Genomic DNA, 20046 nt, shown 5'->3' with positions numbered 1-20046 from the left:
TGTATAGCAAAAAATCCGGGTACTGCCTTGTACTATTTTACTTGTTTTGTTAACTTTTGTACAGTCTCCATTTTATTAAGATTGGACTGTAATGGCAATATTGTAAGCACTTGCATATTTTTCGATCAGTTCTTTTTCTTCTTTGTCAACGAAGTACTTTGAGCTGTGGTCCCGTTGTTCTGTCCCAATTAAATGTTCGTCGAGCTGAAACAGGGCCATGCTGATCTCCTGGATGGTACCTCCGTTTATCGTGAAGGATAGAACAGTGTCTTCAAAGAGGTAAAAGTGTTGAGAAGCTGATCGGAATCCATAGTCCCAAAAGCGGTCTGTAGGCTGGAAGGATTCTGGAGAGTAAAGGGGATGCAACTCTTCGAAATAGTTCTGCGTTTCATAATAGGCTTTTAGTGCAAGAGCTTCTTCCATCGTTTTTACAATAATGATCTCTCCGCTCCGGTCGAACACATTGGCCAGTTCGGCTGTCTTTCTGACAACTTGGGCTGCAGCAGCAGGGTGTTTTTTAGAAACCGGTTTTATCTCAACTCCATAACAAAGCGACAAAGCCATCTCCTCCGCATCTTTTTTAATTTTAGTGTAAAATAGGGGGAAATAGATTGCAATGGAGGGATACATATGAAATGGGAACGGCTGACTGTCGGACCAGTTCAGGAGAATACATATGTTTTATGGAATGAAAAAAAGGAAGGGATCATTTTTGACCCGGGCGGCGAGAGCAAAAAGATTATCTCCTTGGTTGAAAAACGAGGGGTAAAGCCGCTTGCTGTGTTGCTGACACATGCCCATTTTGATCATATTGGTGCTGTAGACGATGTAAGGGAAAAATGGCAGATTCCTGTTTATGTCCATAAAAAGGAAAAGGACTGGCTGGAAGACCCGAACAAGAACGGTTCCGCTCATTTCATGCAGGATATAACAGCAAAAAAAGCAGACCATCTGATCACGGAGGAAGGAGAGCTGCAGATCGGCAGCATTTCCCTGCAGGTGCTGGAAACTCCAGGACATTCTCCTGGCAGTGTATCTTATTATGTTTCAAGCATGGAAACGGTCTTCTCAGGAGACGCTCTTTTCGCAGGAAGTATCGGAAGGACAGATTTATATGGCGGGAATCAGGAGCTGCTCTTGAAGAGCATTCATGACAAGCTCTTGAACCTTCCTGAAGAAACGATGGTTCTTTCGGGCCACGGACCGGAGACAGCAATTGGCGCCGAAATGGATTCCAATCCTTTCTTAAGCGGTTTTTAAAATGCTCTCTTTGATCAGGGAGAAGATAAAAAACTCGCCAAACCAGGTCATATCCTATGAGGAATATATGAGACTGGCTCTGTATGCTCCTCAAATGGGCTATTATCAAAACGAGCGGGTGAAGATTGGAAGGAACGGGGATTTTTATACGAGCAGTGCAGCTGCCGATGCTTTTGGAGCCGTTTGGGCAAACGCGTTTTATCGAATGTTCCAGGAACAGCAGCTACCTTTTATTCTTTGTGAGATCGGAGCAGGGGACGGCAGGTTTGCCAAAAGCGTCCTCCATGAATGGGAGGCCAATGGTTATCCGCATCTGGAATATATCGTGGTTGAGTCGAGTCCTTATCATGCACGAAAAGTAAAGGACAAGCTTTCTGAGGACCGTTTCATCCATTATTTTTCTCTTGAAGACATGAAGGCTGAATACCCATTTTTTCAAGGGATTCTATTTGCCAATGAACTTCTTGATGCGATGCCTGTTCATGTTGTTAAACAGGAAAAAACAGGTATGACTGAAATCATGGTATCCATAGATGAGACAGGAAACCTGGTAGAGCAGGAACAACCATTGGTTAATGCAGAACTCGGCATGTGGATCGCAGAACACCTCGGAGGGCTTTCCATCGGGCAGACCATCGAGGTTCCGCTGGCTATGACACACTGGCTTAACGATCTTTATGGATGGGTTGAAAACGGAGCAGTAGTGCTCGTCGATTACGGATATACGAGGGAAGAGTGGGACATGCCCCATCTTTTAAACGGGAGTCTGCGCGGTTATTTTCGTCATCAGCAAATCAACGATCCGCTGAAATTCCCCGGGGAGATGGACCTAACGTCTCATGTTCATTGGGACAGTGTAAAAACGATCGGTAAAATAGCAGGATTCCGGGCGGATGATTTTCAAAAGCAGACAGATTTTCTTCTGGAGAACGGGATTCTAGATCATCTGCGCGATACTGGCAGCCAAGATCCGTTCTCACCTGTGCATAAGAAGAACAGAGCGATCCGTTCCCTGATCATGGAGAACTCCATCAGCTCTTATTTTCAAGTTCTAATCCAAAAAAAAGACGGCTGCCGTTAAACGGCAACCGTTTTCTTTTTTCTTTTTAATGGCCGCCCGCTCCGGGAGTCATCATGAACGTTGTCCAGTATGTAAAACCGACAAAAAAGACTGTTAGATAAGCTCCAAAAATGTAAATATACATACGCTCAGATAAATTTAAGTAGCTTAGTGAAACAAATAAAATAGTTTGGCCCAAAAACAACAGTGCCATGTTGGTTAAGTCCCCAAGATAGGCCATTACTGCGATAATCCCAGTCCAAAAGCCCAAGACCTTGTACATTCTTGCCATATGTATCCCTCCCTTTTCACCGAAGAACTCATTCCCTCTGTATTATATATGAATTTTTACTGGATTGTAAATGCCATTCTAACTGGATTTGGAAAAACAAAAAAAGAACACATGGCAGGTGTTCTTCGTAAAAGATGGCTGGGCTAGCTGGATTCGAACCAACGAGTGACGGAGTCAAAGTCCGTTGCCTTACCACTTGGCTATAGCCCATCGGAATAATTTTAGTATGGGTTGTGTCGAAAATTTTATGCAAGAAAGTGTAAATTATTTGAAGGGATTTAGCAGATTATGTCGTAAAGTTACCTTTAAGTTAAGAAAGAAGGTGATAACGCGTTGCCCATTGAAAAGAAAAGTGATGAACTGCTCCAACTCGCAGCAAGAACCAATGCTTCAGATATTCATTTTGTCCCCAAGAGGGAAAAAGGCCTGATCCAGTTCAGGATCGATGGCCAACTTCATCAGGTAGAAGAATTAGCCTATGTAATTTTTGAAAGACTTGTTTCCCATTTCAAATTTAAGGCTGGTATGGACATCGGTGAACGCCGCAGGCCACAGGACGGTTCGATGGATGTTACCATCAAAGACCATCTCCTTCATCTCAGGCTTTCCACACTGCCTACTGCCTTTCATGAAAGCCTCGTCATCCGCTTGCTTCCCCAGACCCATCCTTCAGAATTTCAATCCTTAGCCCTGTTTCCGCACTCACTCGAAGGACTTTCCCCCCTATTGCGGCGTGCCAGCGGCCTTATTCTCTTCTCAGGACCGACCGGTTCAGGAAAAACGACCATCATGTATTCTCTTCTTCAGCATATCCAATCCTTGTATACCCGCCATATCTTAACACTCGAAGATCCCGTGGAAAAGAAAGTCGATCTGTTTTTGCAGATGGAAGTGAATGAAAAAGCAGGAATTACGTATGGGGAAGGCTTTAAATCACTCCTTCGCCATGATCCCGATGTTATCATGATCGGTGAGATCAGGGATGAAGCTACAGCCAAGCTCGTGGTCCGGGCCGGAATGACGGGGCATTTAGTGCTTTCGACAGTCCATGCAGAAGACGCATTAGGCTGTTTATTCCGGTTGATCGAATTTGGTTTGACCATTCAGGAACTTGAACAAACACTGCTCGGCATTGTTGCTCAGCGGTTGATTTCGCTGCGCTGCCCCTATTGCGGTGAAGTGTGCGACACTAATTGTTTTATGAGAAGAAAAAATAAAAGAATGGGTTTATTCGAACTGCTGTCAGGATCCGGGCTGGAAAAAGGTATAGAGTGGATTCGGGGCAACTCGAATCGGCCGGATGGTGAGAGAACATTGAATCATTTTATAAAACAAGGCATTGCTCTAGGATTTCTGCCTGCCCATAGCCTTGAGAGATGGGGGGTGGACAGGCTGTGAAAAAGGGAAGGAACTGGTCGAACAAACAGCAGGGAGCTTTTTTGATGCGCCTTGGCAGGCTGCTGGAACAGGGCTACACACTCCCAAAAGCAATTGCAATACTTAAGCTGCATCAGAACCGCTGGATGCAAGACGGTCTTCACCGGGTGTATGATTGCCTGAAAAGAGGATACTCCCTTCATGAAGCATTGGCACGAGAGAGATTTTCAAGCGATGTGCTCGGTTTTCTTGAGTTGTCCGAAAAACATGGTGATTTGCGCTTCAGTGTCATGGAAGGTGCCAAAATGCTGCAGAAGAGGGAAGAAATCAAAGAACGATTCATTAAAGCGACAAGGTACCCGATATTCTTATTTGCTGTCGTTTTGTCGATATGTTTCATCATGTTTCGCTTGCTGATCCCCCACTTTTTATCTTTGTACTCCTCTTTAGACATCAATTTCCCTTATTTTACAATCGTAATGATTTCCATAATGAAGAAAGTTCCTTTCCTCTTTTTTCTGTTTGCTGCGTTTACTGTCACGGCTGCTGCAGCGTATATCGCTGTAATGAAAAAAATTTCTCCTTCCAAACGCATCTCGCTGCTCTTAAGAATCCCCATTGTAAAAAGAACACTTCCTGTCCTGATCACCCATCAATTTTCTATTCAGCTGGGCAGCCTGCTAAAAGGAGGATTGGCGATCAATGAGGCGTTAAAGATCCTCGAACAAAATCAATACATGCGATTTTTTCGAACAGAGGCTGCTTTGATGAAACAAGAGCTCGTGAACGGGCTAAGATTTGAAGATATCGTTGCTCAAAAGCGCTACTTTGTTCCTGAGCTGTCTATGATTATTGCTCATGGACAATCCTGCGGAATGCTCGGTAAAGAATTGATTGCTTACAGTGAAATACTGCTCGCTTATGCAGAAGAAAAAATGGCAAAGTACATCGTTGTGGTTCAGCCGGTACTGTTTCTATTCATAGGGGTCATGATTCTTGTCATGTTTGTTTCGATGCTTTTGCCTATGTTTAAAATGATGGATTCCATTCAATAATTAAGGAGAGTTAGGATGAAAGATATGAACGAAAAAGGTTTCACGCTGATCGAAATGATGATAGTTCTCCTCATCATTTCTGTATTGCTTTTAATAGCGCTGCCGAGCATGGCAAAAAACCTTGGCGTCGCTAAAAATCTCGGATGCAAGGCAACACTGGATCTGGTTCAGGGCCAGGTAGGTGCTTATGAAGCCGATAAAGAAGAAAAATTGACGGATTTAGATACGTTGGTGGCGGAAGGGTATGTGGATACGGTCAAATGTCCGAACGGAAACGCGCTGGAATTAAAAGGCGGAACGGTCGTTGAAACGGCAGATTAAACGGATCAACGGCTATACCTTGCTGGAGCTGATCATCGTTCTTTCGATCGGGAGTATCCTATTAAGTGTTGCCTGCGCCTCACTTCAGAAATACTACAAAGGAAGGGAAGTACATTTTTTTCTGGAGCAATTCAAGCGCGACTTGTATTTTACACAGCGAACAGCGATAAACGAGCAAAAGCTAGTCCATTTGCATATTTTCCCGGGTGAGAACCGGTATATTATTACCACCGGCATGAACGAAGTGTATAAGAATGTTAAATTCCCAAAGCAGATTCAATTTGAATCTGCAACGATGTCCTTGAAGATTACGTACAATAAAATAGGAAACATCAGTACTTCAGGGACGATGATTATCAAAACAGATGCTGGCAGATATAAGGTGGTATTTCTGTTGGGAAAAGGCAGGTTCTATGCTGAAAGATTCTAAAGGTTACTATTTGCTTGAAGCACTTCTCGCCTTAAGTGTCTTGTTAATCGTAATTAGCGGAGTTAGCCCGGTCTTGCACACCCTTTATACAGAACGCTTCACTCTTAAGCAAGACAGGGAGGCTTTAGAGCTTTTATCTAACAAACTGATTGAATTCGGAAATGATGATGAAGGGGGGACGTCCATAATCCGTGGACGTACGGCAGATTTTCAATGGAAGAAGAAAGAAGGGAGGATCTGCATTGAATTTACGGGGAAGAATGGAAGAGCCTATCGTGAATGTGATGTTGTTAAACAATGAAGGTTAGCCAAAAAGGGTTTACGCTCGTTGAAGCAATGGTGGCGCTGTCCATCTTTATCGTGCTGGCGGGCTTTGCACCGCTGCTCATAAAAGTACTTTCGCCTCCGGTGCAAAGCGGTGTCTCAATGGAAGAATTGGAATCTTTTTATTCAGCGATCGGTCAGGCCATAAGGGAAGCGGTTAATGCGGAAGCAAGCGAAGAGAAACTGACCTTAACCACTTCTTCTGGACAGTCCGTCACCTATTCCTTCTATCAAAACCGGATACGAAAGCAGATCAATGGACAAGGATATGAAATCTGGCTGTTTTCTGTAAAGCGTTTTCGCCCTTCTGTAACTGGCCAGCTGGTTACGGTATCCATCACTGACACAGCCTCCCATGTCTATAAACGCGTGTTTGCCAGACAGGCAGAAATTGTTCTGGTGAATTCTTGAATAGCCGAGGATATATTTTCCCCACGGTTCTCGTTTTTTGTCTTATCTTCTCGATGCTGGCAGCACATCAGCTTCTCATTTTTATCGGTGAGAAACAGTTCATTGACGCACAGAGGGGACGGTTACAGCTGGATGCAATGATCGAGAAGTCCAGCCGGGATGCGATTAACAGCATAAAGAAAAATAAGAATCCAGCCGGCCGGTTTGCGTTCGACCATGGAGTGGTGGATTGCGTGGTGTCCACAGGGCAGCCTCCTGCAATGGAAATAAAAATATCGGCAAGTTTGCGAAACCATCAGACAAAAAGCGTGGTTATATATTATAATAGCGAGACTAAAAGCATTACGAAGTGGGTGGAGGGTGCAAGTTGAAACCGATTTTTTTAACAGGATTCATGGGATCCGGCAAAACCACGATCGGTTCGCTGCTCGGCAAGAGATTAGACTTGCCGGTCGTTGATACCGATCACTACATTGAAGAAAAATACAATCAAAAAGTGGCAGAAATCTTTGCAGTTCATGGAGAAGTAGTGTTCAGGGGCTATGAAGCTTCTATCCTTCCTGAACTTCCTCAGCAGGATGCGATCATTACGACGGGCGGAGGAATGGCCGTTTCAGCGGAAAACCGGAAATACATGCTGGAAAAGGGGTTTGTTATTTTTCTAAGCTGCCCGCTCGATACCATTTTTGAGAGACTGAAAGAAGACAGAAGCCGGCCATTGTTCAATCATGAAAAAAAGATAGAGATGGAGAAGCTGTACGATAGGAGGCTTCCTCTTTACCGTGATTGCCATTGGGTACTCGAGACCGGGGGATATGAGCCAGAAGAAACGGTCGAAGAAATTACAGCGAGGTTAGGTCGTTCCGATTTCGGGCAAACTGGTGACAAACAATAAAAAGGTGATGTCATCTTATGAATACCTATTTTAAGTTTGTCATTGAAGCAATCGTTAAGAGAATGAGCAGGTCTCCAGAGGAAAAACAAATGTTAAAACAGCAAAAAGCGGAACGAAAACAGCCTGTGCTCGTTTCGCTTTTTGGCATGGTCCCTTTTTCTCTGGGATTGATGTTCAAGAAGCGCCGGAAGTGAAGTTCCCTTTTGTTCTTATCATTTTTCAATCTACTGGAAGTATGATAATGTTGAACTATCATTTAAACGAAGAAGTGTGGTATAGATGGCTATAGAAAATGGGATTTATGATCGGCTGAAAAGACCGCTTAAAGATTTGCGGATCTCAGTCACTGATCAATGCAATTTTCGCTGCACCTATTGTATGCCGAAAGAAATCTTTGACGGGGACTATCCATTCTTAGAAAAAACAGAGCTGCTGAGCTTCGATGAGATCGTAACGATTGCCGAGCGCTTCATCTCCTTGGGTGTAACGAAGCTGAGAATAACGGGCGGTGAGCCTCTTATGAGGAAGAACCTCCCGGAACTGATCGGCCGGTTGAATCAGCTGCACGGTCTGAAGGACCTTGCTCTGACGACCAATGGCGTGCTTCTGCCCCGTGTCGCTCATGACTTAAAGAAGGCAGGAATGGACCGGGTTACTGTAAGCCTTGATTCTCTGGATTCCGAACTATTTGGCAGAATTAATGGAAGAGGGCTGGGTATCGATCCTGTTTTAGAAGGGATGAAGGCAGCCCACGAAGCCGGACTTAAAGTCAAAGTCAACATGATGGTCCGCAAAGGTGTTAACGATCAGGAAATTTTGCCGATGGCAGCCTATTTTAAAAAAACCCCCTACATCCTGCGGTTCATTGAATTTATGGATGTCGGCACAACGAACGGCTGGAACATGAAGGAAGTAGTTACAAAGGAAGAAATTCTTAAAGCCATTCAAACTGAACTTCCTCTTCTCCCGGCAGTTGAAAATTATTACGGGGAGGTAGCTTCCCGCTATCAATATGCTGATGGGGAAAATGAGATTGGCATCATCTCTTCAATAAGTGATTCTTTCTGTTCATCCTGTACACGGGCAAGGCTTTCTGCAGATGGAAAGGTGTTCACTTGTCTCTTTGCTTCGAAGGGAATGGATTTTAAGACACCACTTCGTGAAGGCGCAACAAAAGTTGACCTTGATAACATGATCACAAATCTTTGGGAAAACCGGAGCGACCGCTATTCTGATGAGAGAAGAGATGGAGCAGGCAAGAAGGAAAAAATTGAAATGTCATATATCGGGGGCTAAAGATAGCCCCTTTTTTTGCACTATTCTTTTGGTGTTCATGATGACAGAAAGGTATCAGACAAATAAAAGAGCCCGCCATTTATGATGTCCACGGTAATTTTCGGTTCGTATTGCGTACGGAGTGCCTCTTTTTCTACCTGATAATATTCCGGCTTTTCGATTTCATCCTCATAAAACCGATCCAATAGTTCTTCATCCTCCCGCCACCTGTTTTCGGCATCCTCCGCCCAGCTGTGATCATCTTCATGTATTTGCTGCTCAACGATTGCTTCGATTCGTTTTAATCCGCTCACCGGACGGATGAAGGGAGACAGTGTGTAGCAGAAATCCGGGATTTTCCGGGTAAGAGGAAGTGAACGAAGCTGTTCATGAAAGTTGCTTTCTATTTTCCCGGTAATCAAATGAATGCCGTAAGAAGAGATCATATCTTTTTTACGGTCACATTGATAGGAGGTTTTTAAATTCACACAGAGCCATGGATTTAAGGGGATGTTCTGCCCGGAGTCCTGGCGGATCGCTTCGTACATGCGGATGAACGAACCGAGTTTCTTGGTGGAGGCAAAAATCTGATGCAGCCTCGGTGAACCGAAGTGAATAAACTCCCCATTTGCGTCGGGGGGATGCTGCTGGCCTGTGATGAGAGTAAGAGCCATCGGGTTCGGTGTTCCGCCTGTTTTCTCTAGATAGTGCCAGTAAAAGGGCCGGTTCATCAGCAGTTTATCCAGCTCAACGGTGAGCTGGATCTTCATGTAACTATGATTTTTTTCCTCTACGATACAGTCGTTCGATTCAAAATAACGTTCAAGAAAATGATGAATCTCGTGCTGCTGCATGCTCTTCCCATCCTTTCTTTTTAATGCCTCCGTCCAGATTAATAAGAGCGGCAAGATTGTCCATTTTTACTTTTATTTCTCCTTCGCTTTCCGAGTTCAGCATGATATCCGAGATATAAGTTTCGATGTTTTTCAGTTCGAATTTTGCAAGGATCTCATCAAGCTCACCTATTACACTTTCAAACAAATTGATCTTATTATACAAAAGGTTTAAGATTCGTTCTTCAATGGTGTCCTGTGTCGCGAAATTATAAATATGAACGTCTCCTTTTTGTCCAATGCGGTGTATACGCCCGATCCGCTGTTCAATGCGCATAGGATTCCAGGGAAGATCATAGTTAATGATGTGCTGGCAAAATTGGAGGTTGATTCCTTCGCCACCTGCTTCAGTGGCAATAAGAACCTGTGCATGGTTTTTAAACAAGTGGGTCATGTAGTCTTTTTTGCTTCGCTTAAAGCCTCCCCGAAAAGGGACGGAGGAGATGCCATGCTGCTGAAGAAACCATTGCAAATATAGCTGTGTCGCTCTATATTCCGTAAAAATTATAACTTTATTTTTAATGGACTGAATCAGTTCCAGTGTTTGCAGTGCTTTTGAATTCTGTGAAACGTTCTCAATCTTTTTCATCAATGGGAGAATGGTCTGTTCAGTAGCGAAGTTTCCGGCATCTTTCTGTAGCATGTTCTTTAAAGTGAGAAAGCAGGCTTCTCTTGAACTGCATACCTCTCGCTGCAATGTCAGGATCGAGAACTTGCTTCTATTAAAGTTTGGCTGCTCTTTAAGATCCGAGATGCTATTGTACAAGTCTCTCTCACTCTCAGAGAGTGTGATTGGAATCGTTTTGACCAGCCGTTTCGGCCATTTTAAGCCGGTCTCTTCTCTGCGGTTCCGGACCATAACTTTATTGACGAGCTGTTTTAGCTTCTCTTCATTTTTCAGTGAATGTTTATCGTTGCGGAAGTCTTTATCAAAATTCTCCTGATTGCCAAGATGTCCGGGTTTCAATAAAGTCACTAAGTTAAAAATCTCTTCCACCCGATTCTGTACAGGTGTGGCGGTAAGCAGCAGACAGAATTTTTTCTTCAGATGCTGTACGAATTCATAGTTTTTCGTATTTTTGTTTTTAAGTTTATGTGCTTCATCAATGACAATGATGTCGTAATCCTGATTGAGTACGATGTCCCGGTGGGGCTGCCTTTTTGCCGTATCAATCGATGAGACGACAACATCACACTGCTCCCACACATAGGATTTTTTCTGCGCTATTGCAGGGATGAAGAATTTTTGATTCAGTTCTCCTGTCCATTGAAGAACAAGGGATGCCGGTACGAGAATGAGCACCTTTTTAGCGAGTCCCCGGATCATATATTCTTTAATAATCAAGCCTGCTTCAATGGTCTTTCCCAGACCGACTTCATCTGCAAGAATGGCTTTTCCGTTCATTTTTTCAATGACCGTTTTTGCGACCTCAAGCTGATGGGGGAGAAATGTCAGCTGCGGAAGATGATCCGGTGCCTGAAGGCCGAGAAAATCAGGGATTGACAGGTTCTTCTCCGCTTCAAGCGCAAGATTATATAACTCCCATTTTGTCCAGGGTCCGTCATCTTCCATTCTTTTCACAAAGTCTTCATGCCAGTCCCGGTTAAAGTTAATGTTGAGATTCATCTACTGCTTTCCTTTCTCTGTACGGATAGCGCACCTATAGGTAATGGTATACAGATTCCCAAAATGGCGTTGCTTTTTAAACTGAAATAATGATAGGATAATAATGTGTTTCCAAGGTAAAAACATATATTTAGTATGGACGATGGAATATAATTACATACTTGCGAATGAAAGCAAGAGGAGAGACTATTTCGGTAGCGCCGAAGGAGCAAGCGGGAGCGAAACTCTCAGGCAAAAAGACTCTTGTTTGACGCGTCTCTGGAGAGCGTCCGCGGTCACGCGGCCACCAACGAAGAAACGAAGGGGCAAGCCCCTGAGAAACTTACTGGTTAAAGGACAGAGGGATACCTGGCAAAGGTATTTCTCTGTCCTTTTTTCGTGATATCCTGTTCAACGGATCAACTTGTGTGATTTTTACTTGGAATTTTTTGAATATTACCAATGATGGATTAAAAGGAGGAAGAGTAATGGGGGAATTAAAGCGTACACCACTTTTTGAAGTTTACAAGGGCCATGGCGGCAAAGTCATCGACTTTGGCGGATGGGAGCTTCCTGTCCAGTTTTCCCGTATAGGGGAAGAGCATGAGGCAGTCCGTACAAAAGCCGGGCTCTTTGATGTATCTCACATGGGTGAATTTGAAGTGAAAGGTGAAGGAGCAACGAACTTCTTGCAGTACATGCTCACCAATGACATCTCCAAGCTGAAAGACGGAAGCGCACAATATACCATAATGTGCTTTGAAAACGGGGGCACTGTTGACGACCTGCTTGTCTATAAGCACAGTGATCAGCATTATCTTCTCGTTGTGAATGCATCCAACATCGAAAAGGATTTTAACTGGCTTGAGTCACATGTAACAGAAGGCGTTGAGCTGACCAATATCTCTGATTCTACAGCTCAGCTCGCTTTGCAGGGGCCCGCTGCAGAGAAGATTCTTCAGAAGCTGACTGATACAGAGCTGTCCTCCATTGGCTTTTTTAAATTTAAAAATGATGTAGACCTGCAAAGCAACAGAGCGCTTGTATCACGCACGGGCTATACAGGTGAAGACGGATTTGAAATCTACTGCCGTCCTGAGGCTGCAGTCAAGCTTTGGGATCTTATCCTCAAAGCAGGTGCAGAAGAGGGAATTCTTCCATGCGGTTTAGGTGCAAGGGATACGCTGCGATTTGAAGCGAAACTTGCGCTTTACGGCCAAGAGCTGACAAAAGACATCACTCCGATCGAAGCGGGAATCGGTTTCGCAGTAAAAACGGATAAAGAAGCAGATTTTATCGGCAAGGAAGTCCTCAAACAACAGAAAGAAGAAGGCGCACCTCGTAAGCTGGTGGGTATTGAGATGATCGACAAGGGTATTCCACGGTCTCATTATGAAGTTTTCAAGGATGGAGAACGCATCGGAGAAGTCACCACAGGCACTCAATCACCGACTCTGAAAAAGAATCTGGGTCTGGCTCTGATAAAAAGCGAGTTTACTGAATTAGGAACAGAAGTGGAAGTACAAGTAAGACAAAAACGATTAAAGGCGGTTATCGTTAAGTCGCCGTTCTATAAACGCAGCTAAATTAGCCACTGGGGAGGATATTCACATGACGTTTCGTTATTTGCCGATGACAGAGCAAGATAAAAAGGAAATGATGAAAGCTGTCGGTATAGCATCGACAGAAGAATTGTTCAAAGATATTCCAGAAAAGGTCCGCTTTAAAGGAGAACTTCAGATTGAAAAGGCCTTTTCTGAGCCAGAGCTTGTAAAATACATGTCAGGACTTGCGCAAAAAAACAAAAATACGAAAGACTATCCAAGCTTTTTAGGTGCGGGTGTCTATGACCATTACACACCATCAATCGTAAACCATGTAACACTCCGCTCTGAATTCTATACAGCTTATACACCGTACCAGCCCGAAATCTCTCAGGGAGAACTTCAGGCAATCTTCGAATTCCAGACGATGATCTGTGAGCTTACAGGCATGGATGTAGCGAATTCATCCATGTACGATGGGGGAACAGCCCTTGCAGAAGCGGCATTGTTATCTTCAGGACAAACGAAACGCAAAAAGATTATCGTATCCAAAAGTGTTCACCCGGAATCCCGTGCTGTTCTTCAAACCTACGCTAACGGACAGTTTCTCGAAGTTGTTGAGGTGGGAACAAAGGATGGACTGACGGATCTGGATCAGCTTAAAGAAGCGGTAGATGGAGAGACCGCCTGTGTACTCGTACAATATCCTAACTTCTTTGGCCAAGTGGAATCATTGAAAGAGATTGAGGAAATTGTTCACAGCGAAAAAGCCATGTTCGTTGTTTCGAGTAATCCGCTGTCATTGGGAGTACTTACTCCTCCTGGCAAGTTTGGAGCAGACATTGTCGTGGGAGATGCACAGGTTTTCGGAATTCCTCAAGGGTTTGGCGGACCTCATTGCGGCTATTTTGCCGTAACACAAAAGCTGATGAGAAAGGTTCCGGGACGTCTCGTCGGACAGACGGTCGATGAGAACGGCAAAAGAGGTTTTGTATTGACACTGCAGGCTCGTGAGCAGCATATCCGCCGCGACAAAGCGACCTCTAACATCTGTTCGAATCAGGCATTGAATGCCCTGGCTGCTTCTGTTGCCATGACCGCTCTTGGAAAGCAGGGCATCAGAGATATTGCAGGACAGAATATCCAGAAAGCGCATTACGCAAAGAATGTTCTTGAAGAAAAAGGTCTTTCCGTTCCATTTAGTGCACCTTTCTTTAACGAATTTGTCGTAAAACTGAACAAACCTGTAAAAGCCATCAATAAAGAATTGATTGAAAACGGGATGATCGGCGGATATGATTTGGGCCGGGATTATCCTGACCTTGAAAATCACATGCTCATTGCAGTTACTGAACTGCGTACTAAGCTTGAGATTGATAAACTGGCAACGGTATTGGAGGGGCTATAATGAACAATCATGATACAGCACTTATTTTTGAATTGTCCAAAGAGGGCAGAGTCGGTTACAGTCTTCCCGATCTTGATGTTCCGGAAGTAAGCCTGGATAGTCTTATTCCTTCTGATTATGTCCGTGAAGAGTCAGCTGAGCTTCCTGAAGTTTCCGAGCTTCAGATTATGCGCCATTATACGGCTCTTTCTAAACGCAACCACGGTGTAGACTCCGGATTCTATCCGCTTGGTTCCTGCACGATGAAGTACAATCCAAAAATTAATGAAGATGTGGCACGATACCCTGGATTTGCACAGATCCACCCTCTTCAGGACGAAGAAACTGTTCAGGGTGCGATGGAGATGCTTTATAACCTTCAGACCTCTCTTGCTGAAATTACGGGGATGGACGAAGTAACCCTTCAGCCGGCAGCCGGTGCCCATGGAGAGTGGACAGGATTAATGATGATCCGTGCTTTCCATGAAGCAAATGGTGACAGCCACCGTACAAAAGTCATCGTTCCTGACTCGGCTCACGGAACGAATCCTGCATCAGCAACCGTTGCGGGTTTTGATTCTATTACCGTTAAATCCGATGAGCGCGGACTTGTTGACCTTGACGACCTTCGCCGTGTTGTAGGGGAAGATACAGCCGCTCTTATGCTGACGAACCCGAATACACTCGGTCTTTTCGAGGAGCACATCCTTGAAATGGCGGCTATCGTCCATGAAGCCGGAGGAAAACTTTACTACGATGGTGCCAATATGAATGCCATCATGGGCTACACACGCCCGGGAGACATGGGTTTTGATGTCGTGCATTTAAACCTTCATAAAACGTTCACAGGCCCTCACGGCGGCGGCGGACCTGGATCTGGTCCGGTTGGAGTGAAGAAAGACTTGATCCCGTTCCTGCCAAAACCTGTTCTTGTGAAAAAAGAAGAAGGATTCACATTTGAATACGATCGTCCACAATCCATCGGCCGAGTAAAACCATACTACGGAAACTTCGGCATAAATGTCCGCGCCTACACCTATATCCGTACGATGGGTCCAAAGGGACTTAAGAATGTATCAGAGTATGCGGTGCTAAACGCCAACTATTTGATGAGAAGGCTTGAGCCGCATTTTGATCTTCCGTTCACACAGCATTGCAAACATGAGTTTGTACTGTCCGGCAGAAGACAGAAGAAGCTCGGAGTACGTACACTGGACATGGCAAAGCGCCTGCTTGATTTCGGTTATCATCCTCCGACCATCTATTTCCCTCTTAGCGTAGAAGAGGCGATTATGATCGAACCGACAGAAACCGAGTCAAAAGAGACGCTGGATGAATTCATCGATGCGATGATCCAAATTGCTAAGGAAGCCGAAAAGTCTCCAGAAGTCGTTCAGGAGGCGCCGCACTCAACAGTTGTCAAAAGACTGGATGAGGCGATGGCTGCCCGTAAACCAGTATTACGTTATGTAAAGTAGAATACTAATAAAAAAGGTTCGGGAGATTACTCCCGAACCTTTTATCATGATGATTTAACTTTGCCAGTCCATTTTTTAAATCCGCCTCTCAAATGAGAAAGGTCAGTATATTTATTTTTACGCAGGAATTGTGCGGCTCTGGCACTGCGCATACCGCTCTCGCAGTATAGATAGACAGGCTTGTCCTGGCGAATTTCAATTTTACGCTGTTTCATTTGTGTCAGAGGAATGTTTCGCGCACCAAGTATATGCCCTTTTTTAAATTCCTCCGGTTCACGGACATCAACCAGCTGTGCTTTACGGTATCCAGCTCTGAATTCCTCTTCGCTTAGCGTTGTTAAATATTTCTTTTGATACAGCGCGGTCACTACGAGGTAGACGAGAACCGCTGCCAAAATAGCAAGAACGATAATCCATTCCATTTCATTTGCACTCCTTTTTTCTATCTCCTACAATTATATCTTCACAGCCCGCCAGAATCAAAAGAATAATATAAAAAAATTGGCAGTACTTGATGTTTTGACAGGAGTCATAGTTTTGATAAACTAGTAGGGTACTAAAAAGGAGATAGTTATATGGAGAGAGAAAAGTGGTTATTCATTGATTCAGGAAACTGTGATCCTGCCTATAACATGGCATTGGATGAAGCATTACTGACGTGGCACAGCGAAGGCAAAATTCCACCGGTCATACGGTTCTATGGCTGGAATCCAGCAACGCTGTCCATCGGCTACTTTCAGAAGGCCGAAAAGGAGATTAACCTTGAGGCGGTTGAAAAATACGGCCTTGGCTTTGTGCGCCGTCCGACGGGAGGCCGCGGAGTTCTCCATGATCAGGAGCTTACATATAGTGTGATTGTTACCGAAGAGCATCCTAACATGCCAAAAACAGTGACGGAAGCCTACCGGGTTATATCCGAGGGCATTCTGCAAGGTTTCCGCAACCTTGGTTTGGACGCCTATTTTGCCATCCCGCGTACAGAGGAAGAGAAGGCGGGATTGAAAAACCCTCGCTCGGCTGTCTGTTTTGATGCTCCTTCCTGGTACGAACTCGTGGTAGAGGGGAGAAAAGTAGCCGGCAGTGCTCAAACCCGCCAAAAAGGGGTTATTCTGCAGCATGGTTCCATCCTCCTGGATCTGGATGAAGACAAGCTGTTTGATCTTTTTGTGTACTCCAGTGAACGTGTCCGTGAGCGGATGCAGAAGGCTTTTAAGAATAAGGCGGTAGCCATGAACCAGCTCAGGGAAACACCGGTCACACAAGAAGAAGCGAAGAAAGCTTTCCATGCCGGGTTTGAAGAAGGATTGCAGCTCGATCTGCAGCCGTACACTTTGAATGAAGAGCAGGAGAAAGAAGTAGAACAGATCGCTGAATCAAGATATAGAAGCAAAGAATGGACGTTTAGAAGATAAGGTGGAAATCGGGACAACGATGGCTGTCTCGGTTTTTATTTTTTGCACTTGTCAAGCCAGAAAAAATTTTTGGGCCGTCCACAAGGATGTTCAATAAAGCCCGATGTTACAAGGTTCCTTTCGTTGGTATTTTTTTCAATCTTTAAATGTGTAGAATTGAGGGGATTTGAAGCGGGAAAAACATCAAATTCTATGTTTTTCTTAATAAAGCTTGGTTTTTCTAGTTTGACAAGATAAATATTTTGACAACAGGTTTACCTATATATAGTATAGTGGTAACTTAACTACATACAACATATAGAAAAAAGATTGGATTTTTTCATAAGGAGGAGAATGATGGGAGTAGCGGTACATGACCCTTCAGGAATTAACATTGAAATGCTGAATAAGGATATTGAACAATTTCCCCAAGTACACCCCATAACAGGTGACATGAAAACAGCGCATAAAGGTGTTTCCCGTCTTGTAATGCTGGACAGGTACAGTTTTAAAGATACAGAGAGGAAAACATTAAAGGAAGGAGATTTCGTTGTATTAACGGTCAAAGAAGACCCGAAATTCCCTGCGAGAGGACTTGGATACATCGTCAGTATCGATTGGGAAGCGAAAACTGCGCGTGTCAGGGTAGAAGATGAGTTCAAGTCTGCCCTTGATAAGCCGGAGGAAGCGGAATCAGGAATTATCAACCGTTCTTTGGACGTGATGGACAAGCCGCTTGAAGTGTTTTATGAGCAGATCGCAAAGAGAAATGCGACAGGGCTAGCAAGTGTGGAAACCACTGAAGAAAAACGTCAGGAATCTTTCGAGAAGTTTTACAAAGAACTTTCCGAGATGAACTTTATTCCGGCAGGACGTGTTCTATATGGTGCCGGTGCAGAAACAGACGTTACGTATTTCAACTGCTACGTGATGCCTTATGTAAAGGATTCAAGAGAAGGAATCTCTGATCATCGTAAACAAGTAATGGAGATCATGAGCCGCGGCGGAGGGGTAGGAACAAACGGTTCGACCTTAAGGCCGAGAAACGCTCTGGCGCGCGGAGTAAACGGGAAATCATCCGGATCGGTATCATGGCTGGATGATATTGCGAAGCTTACCCATCTGGTTGAGCAGGGCGGGAGTCGCCGCGGCGCTCAGATGATCATGCTCGCGGATTGGCACCCTGACATTATCGATTTTATTATTTCAAAAATGCAAAACCCAAGAATCCTTCGTTACCTGATCGAAAATACAGAGGACGAAAAAATTAAGCAGGTCGCTCAGGACAAGCTTAAATTTACTCCGCTGACACCGACGGAAAAAGCGATGTATGAAGGAATTCTACGTTACAAGGAGATTCCGGGAACAGGTGGATTTGATGCAGATGTTCACCGTGAGGCAGAGCGTATGCTGCGTGATGGGGGAACATACAGTGTTCACAATTCCGAATTCCTGACAGGGGCGAATATCTCAGTAACGATCACGAAAGAATTTATGGAAGCTGTAGAAAATGATGAAGAGTACGCTCTTCGCTTCCCGAACGTTGAAAATTACACACCGGAAGAAATGAGAGCTTACAACAAAGAATGGCATGAAGCTGGTGATGTAAGAGTCTGGGAAGAAAAGGGCTACAGCATCCGTGTTTATAAAAGGATCAAAGCAAGAGAGCTTTGGAACCTCATTAACATTTGTGCAACCTACTCAGCTGAACCAGGCATCTTCTTTATCGATAATGCTAACGACATGACCAATGCTGTTGCCTATGGGCAGAAGGTTGTAGCGACAAATCCATGTGGAGAACAGCCTCTTGCACCATATTCTGTCTGTAACCTTGCTGCTGTTAACCTCGGCACCATGGCAGACAAAGAGTACAAAACGATAGATTTTGAGAAATTGGAGCGCACAGTAGAAGTTGGCGTTAGAATGCAAGACAATGTAATTGACGCGACACCTTACTTCCTTGAACCAAACCGCATCCAAGCACTTGGTGAGCGCCGTGTCGGCCTTGGTGTCATGGGTCTTCATGATCTACTCATCTATTGCGAAACAATGTACGGTTCAGAAGAAGGAAACAAGATGGTGGATAAAATCTTTGAAACCATCGCCACTACCGCATACCGTACATCCATCGAGCTTGCCAAAGAAAAAGGAAGCTTCCCGTTCCTGGTGGGCAAGACAGAAGCAGAAACGAAACAGCTTCGTGAGAACTTTATTAAAACCGGCTATATGAAAAAACTGCCGGAAGATATCCATCAAGGCATCTTGAAATACGGGATCAGAAACTCGCATTTATTAACTGTGGCTCCTACAGGAAGCACCGGGACCATGGTTGGTGTCTCGACAGGGCTTGAACCTTACTTCTCCTTCTCGTACTTCAGAAGCGGAAGACTGGGTAAATTTATTGAAGTGAAAGCGGATATCGTCAAAGAATATTTGGATCGGAATCCGGAAGCGGACGAAAACAACCTGCCTGAATTCTTTGTTTCAGCTATGGAATTGTCTCCTGAAGCGCATGCGGATACGCAATGTGTGATCCAAAACTGGGTAGACAGCTCCATAAGTAAAACGGTGAACGCGCCGAAGGGCTATTCTGTCGATCAGGTGAAAAAAGTGTATGAGCGTTTATACAAAGGCGGAGCAAAAGGCGGGACCGTGTATGTGGACGGAAGCCGTGATGCCCAAGTCTTAACGCTGAAGGCTGAGGAGTCATTTGAACAAACAGAAATGAACCTTGGGGAAGAAGAAAAAAGTAAAGTAGTACTTGTAGATACGATTACCGATCTTCGCTCAACAGATGTTACAGTCGGAAACGAGGTTGGCAATACATGCCCAGTCTGCCGCAAAGGAAAAGTAAAAGAAATCGGCGGCTGCAACACGTGCACGAACTGCAACACACAGCTAAAATGTGGATTGTAAGAACAGTTCTTTTATAAAAGAGGCATGACCTGCGGGTCGGCCTCTTTTTTTACGGACGGAAGTACTGGAAAGGCAAAATCCCACTGCCGGCCGAATATTTTCTTAAGGCGCCCGAAAAAACTTCTCAGCCG

22 protein-coding genes, 1 tRNA gene and 1 riboswitch are annotated in these 20046 nt (G+C 44.5%); of the genes, 17 read left to right on the top strand and 6 right to left on the bottom strand.

Annotated elements, in window-relative coordinates:
- Positions 1-75: 75 nt before the first annotated feature.
- The gene (locus tag M1K46_RS11115) at positions 76-558 is read right to left on the bottom strand and encodes a hypothetical protein (RefSeq protein WP_256226036.1); all 483 of its coding nucleotides are present in this window, start codon (positions 556-558) and stop codon (positions 76-78) included.
- 72 nt (positions 559-630) lie between these two features.
- On the opposite strand from M1K46_RS11115, the gene M1K46_RS11110 reads away from it, so the two are divergent.
- Together M1K46_RS11110 and M1K46_RS11105 are read left to right on the top strand one after the other, a co-directional pair.
- Positions 631-1260 (top strand): MBL fold metallo-hydrolase, encoded by a 630-nt coding sequence (locus M1K46_RS11110; protein ID WP_062235007.1) that lies wholly within the window; start codon positions 631-633, stop codon positions 1258-1260.
- A gap of 67 nt (positions 1261-1327) precedes the next feature.
- Positions 1328-2341, top strand: a complete 1014-nt coding sequence (locus M1K46_RS11105) for an SAM-dependent methyltransferase (RefSeq protein ID WP_256226032.1) — start codon at positions 1328-1330, stop codon at positions 2339-2341.
- A 25-nt stretch (positions 2342-2366) separates the two neighbouring features.
- On the opposite strand, the gene M1K46_RS11100 is transcribed toward M1K46_RS11105, so the two are convergent.
- Both M1K46_RS11100 and M1K46_RS11095 read right to left on the bottom strand, forming a co-directional pair.
- Entirely contained in the window at positions 2367-2612 is a 246-nt protein-coding gene (locus M1K46_RS11100; RefSeq protein ID WP_053357895.1) for a DUF2626 domain-containing protein, read from the bottom strand.
- Between the two features lie 135 nt (positions 2613-2747).
- Positions 2748-2822 (bottom strand) — tRNA-Gln (locus M1K46_RS11095).
- 123 nt (positions 2823-2945) lie between these two features.
- Here M1K46_RS11095 and comGA point away from each other — a divergent pair.
- The 10 genes from comGA to moaA all read left to right on the top strand — a co-directional run bounded on the left by comGA (position 2946) and on the right by moaA (position 8721).
- On the top strand, positions 2946-4010 hold the full coding sequence (gene comGA / locus M1K46_RS11090) for a competence type IV pilus ATPase ComGA (protein ID WP_256226031.1): 1065 nt from the start codon (positions 2946-2948) through the stop codon (positions 4008-4010).
- Positions 4007-5044 (top strand): competence type IV pilus assembly protein ComGB, encoded by a 1038-nt coding sequence (gene comGB / locus M1K46_RS11085; protein ID WP_256226030.1) that lies wholly within the window; start codon positions 4007-4009, stop codon positions 5042-5044. The genes comGA and comGB overlap by 4 nt, the downstream gene beginning before the upstream one ends.
- Positions 5045-5059: 15 nt before the next feature.
- Positions 5060-5365, top strand: coding sequence for a competence type IV pilus major pilin ComGC (gene comGC, locus M1K46_RS11080; protein WP_256226029.1), 306 nt, complete (start codon positions 5060-5062; stop codon positions 5363-5365).
- A complete protein-coding gene (gene comGD, locus M1K46_RS11075; protein WP_062235018.1) occupies positions 5349-5795 on the top strand; it encodes a competence type IV pilus minor pilin ComGD in 447 nt (148 codons plus the stop codon). The genes comGC and comGD overlap by 17 nt, the downstream gene beginning before the upstream one ends.
- Positions 5779-6096 carry a hypothetical protein gene (locus M1K46_RS11070; protein WP_256226027.1) on the top strand — a complete coding sequence of 106 codons (318 nt, stop codon included), beginning with the start codon at positions 5779-5781 and terminating at the stop codon, positions 6094-6096. Before comGD ends, M1K46_RS11070 begins: the two co-directional genes overlap by 17 nt.
- Positions 6093-6530 carry a competence type IV pilus minor pilin ComGF gene (comGF, locus tag M1K46_RS11065; RefSeq protein WP_053357901.1) on the top strand — a complete coding sequence of 146 codons (438 nt, stop codon included), beginning with the start codon at positions 6093-6095 and terminating at the stop codon, positions 6528-6530. The genes M1K46_RS11070 and comGF overlap by 4 nt, the downstream gene beginning before the upstream one ends.
- The gene (gene comGG, locus M1K46_RS11060; protein WP_256226026.1) at positions 6527-6901 is read left to right on the top strand and encodes a competence type IV pilus minor pilin ComGG; all 375 of its coding nucleotides are present in this window, start codon (positions 6527-6529) and stop codon (positions 6899-6901) included. Before comGF ends, comGG begins: the two co-directional genes overlap by 4 nt.
- Positions 6898-7425: a shikimate kinase gene (locus M1K46_RS11055; RefSeq protein WP_062235027.1), complete on the top strand. Its 528-nt coding sequence runs from the start codon at positions 6898-6900 to the stop codon at positions 7423-7425. The genes comGG and M1K46_RS11055 overlap by 4 nt, the downstream gene beginning before the upstream one ends.
- 17 nt (positions 7426-7442) lie before the next feature.
- Complete coding sequence (locus tag M1K46_RS11050) at positions 7443-7619, top strand: YqzE family protein (RefSeq protein WP_082683439.1); 177 nt, start codon at positions 7443-7445, stop codon at positions 7617-7619.
- 85 nt (positions 7620-7704) lie between these two features.
- A complete protein-coding gene (gene moaA / locus M1K46_RS11045; protein WP_305584833.1) occupies positions 7705-8721 on the top strand; it encodes a GTP 3',8-cyclase MoaA in 1017 nt (338 codons plus the stop codon).
- 35 nt (positions 8722-8756) lie between these two features.
- On the opposite strand, the gene M1K46_RS11040 is transcribed toward moaA, so the two are convergent.
- Together M1K46_RS11040 and M1K46_RS11035 are read right to left on the bottom strand one after the other, a co-directional pair.
- On the bottom strand, positions 8757-9554 hold the full coding sequence (locus M1K46_RS11040; RefSeq protein ID WP_062235032.1) for a YqhG family protein: 798 nt from the start codon (positions 9552-9554) through the stop codon (positions 8757-8759).
- The gene (locus tag M1K46_RS11035; RefSeq protein ID WP_062235036.1) at positions 9523-11220 is read right to left on the bottom strand and encodes a DEAD/DEAH box helicase; all 1698 of its coding nucleotides are present in this window, start codon (positions 11218-11220) and stop codon (positions 9523-9525) included. Before M1K46_RS11035 ends, M1K46_RS11040 begins: the two co-directional genes overlap by 32 nt.
- Before the next feature lie 167 nt (positions 11221-11387).
- A riboswitch (glycine riboswitch) is annotated at positions 11388-11473 on the top strand.
- Positions 11474-11687: 214 nt separating this feature from the next.
- On the opposite strand from M1K46_RS11035, the gene gcvT reads away from it, so the two are divergent.
- From gcvT to gcvPB, 3 genes are read left to right on the top strand one after another with little or no spacing between them, the layout of a single operon-like run.
- Positions 11688-12785 carry a glycine cleavage system aminomethyltransferase GcvT gene (gcvT, locus tag M1K46_RS11030; protein WP_062235039.1) on the top strand — a complete coding sequence of 366 codons (1098 nt, stop codon included), beginning with the start codon at positions 11688-11690 and terminating at the stop codon, positions 12783-12785.
- Between the two features lie 25 nt (positions 12786-12810).
- Complete coding sequence (gcvPA, locus tag M1K46_RS11025) at positions 12811-14151, top strand: aminomethyl-transferring glycine dehydrogenase subunit GcvPA (RefSeq protein ID WP_256226025.1); 1341 nt, start codon at positions 12811-12813, stop codon at positions 14149-14151.
- Positions 14151-15608: an aminomethyl-transferring glycine dehydrogenase subunit GcvPB gene (gene gcvPB, locus M1K46_RS11020; protein WP_256226024.1), complete on the top strand. Its 1458-nt coding sequence runs from the start codon at positions 14151-14153 to the stop codon at positions 15606-15608. Before gcvPA ends, gcvPB begins: the two co-directional genes overlap by 1 nt.
- 44 nt (positions 15609-15652) lie before the next feature.
- Here the strand turns inward: gcvPB and M1K46_RS11015 are convergent, their stop codons facing one another.
- Entirely contained in the window at positions 15653-16030 is a 378-nt protein-coding gene (locus M1K46_RS11015) for a rhodanese-like domain-containing protein (protein WP_053357910.1), read from the bottom strand.
- A gap of 153 nt (positions 16031-16183) precedes the next feature.
- Between M1K46_RS11015 and M1K46_RS11010 the strand changes: the two genes are divergently transcribed.
- Complete coding sequence (locus M1K46_RS11010; RefSeq protein ID WP_248253110.1) at positions 16184-17020, top strand: lipoate--protein ligase family protein; 837 nt, start codon at positions 16184-16186, stop codon at positions 17018-17020.
- 336 nt (positions 17021-17356) lie between these two features.
- On the top strand, positions 17357-19915 hold the full coding sequence (locus tag M1K46_RS11005; RefSeq protein WP_053357912.1) for a vitamin B12-dependent ribonucleotide reductase: 2559 nt from the start codon (positions 17357-17359) through the stop codon (positions 19913-19915).
- The last annotated feature ends 131 nt before the right edge of the window (positions 19916-20046 follow it).

The sequence above is a fragment of the Fictibacillus sp. WQ 8-8 genome, assembly GCF_024494405.1.
GTDB lineage: Bacteria > Bacillota > Bacilli > Bacillales > Fictibacillaceae > Fictibacillus_C > Fictibacillus_C marinisediminis.
This window is presented reverse-complemented; position numbering and strand designations above follow the sequence as displayed.

Coding starts and splice junctions, on each gene's coding strand:
- M1K46_RS11110 (WP_062235007.1), top strand. CDS start 631: ATGAAATGGGAACGGCTGACTGTCGGACCAGTTCAGGAGAATACATAT.
- M1K46_RS11105 (WP_256226032.1), top strand. CDS start 1,328: ATGAGACTGGCTCTGTATGCTCCTCAAATGGGCTATTATCAAAACGAG.
- M1K46_RS11100 (WP_053357895.1), bottom strand. CDS start 2,612: ATGGCAAGAATGTACAAGGTCTTGGGCTTTTGGACTGGGATTATCGCA.
- comGC (WP_256226029.1), top strand. CDS start 5,060: ATGAAAGATATGAACGAAAAAGGTTTCACGCTGATCGAAATGATGATA.
- M1K46_RS11070 (WP_256226027.1), top strand. CDS start 5,779: ATGCTGAAAGATTCTAAAGGTTACTATTTGCTTGAAGCACTTCTCGCC.
- comGF (WP_053357901.1), top strand. CDS start 6,093: ATGAAGGTTAGCCAAAAAGGGTTTACGCTCGTTGAAGCAATGGTGGCG.
- M1K46_RS11050 (WP_082683439.1), top strand. CDS start 7,443: ATGAATACCTATTTTAAGTTTGTCATTGAAGCAATCGTTAAGAGAATG.
- moaA (WP_305584833.1), top strand. CDS start 7,705: ATGGCTATAGAAAATGGGATTTATGATCGGCTGAAAAGACCGCTTAAA.
- M1K46_RS11040 (WP_062235032.1), bottom strand. CDS start 9,554: ATGCAGCAGCACGAGATTCATCATTTTCTTGAACGTTATTTTGAATCG.
- M1K46_RS11035 (WP_062235036.1), bottom strand. CDS start 11,220: ATGAATCTCAACATTAACTTTAACCGGGACTGGCATGAAGACTTTGTG.
- gcvT (WP_062235039.1), top strand. CDS start 11,688: ATGGGGGAATTAAAGCGTACACCACTTTTTGAAGTTTACAAGGGCCAT.
- gcvPA (WP_256226025.1), top strand. CDS start 12,811: ATGACGTTTCGTTATTTGCCGATGACAGAGCAAGATAAAAAGGAAATG.
- gcvPB (WP_256226024.1), top strand. CDS start 14,151: ATGAACAATCATGATACAGCACTTATTTTTGAATTGTCCAAAGAGGGC.
- M1K46_RS11015 (WP_053357910.1), bottom strand. CDS start 16,030: ATGGAATGGATTATCGTTCTTGCTATTTTGGCAGCGGTTCTCGTCTAC.
- M1K46_RS11010 (WP_248253110.1), top strand. CDS start 16,184: ATGGAGAGAGAAAAGTGGTTATTCATTGATTCAGGAAACTGTGATCCT.
- M1K46_RS11005 (WP_053357912.1), top strand. CDS start 17,357: ATGGGAGTAGCGGTACATGACCCTTCAGGAATTAACATTGAAATGCTG.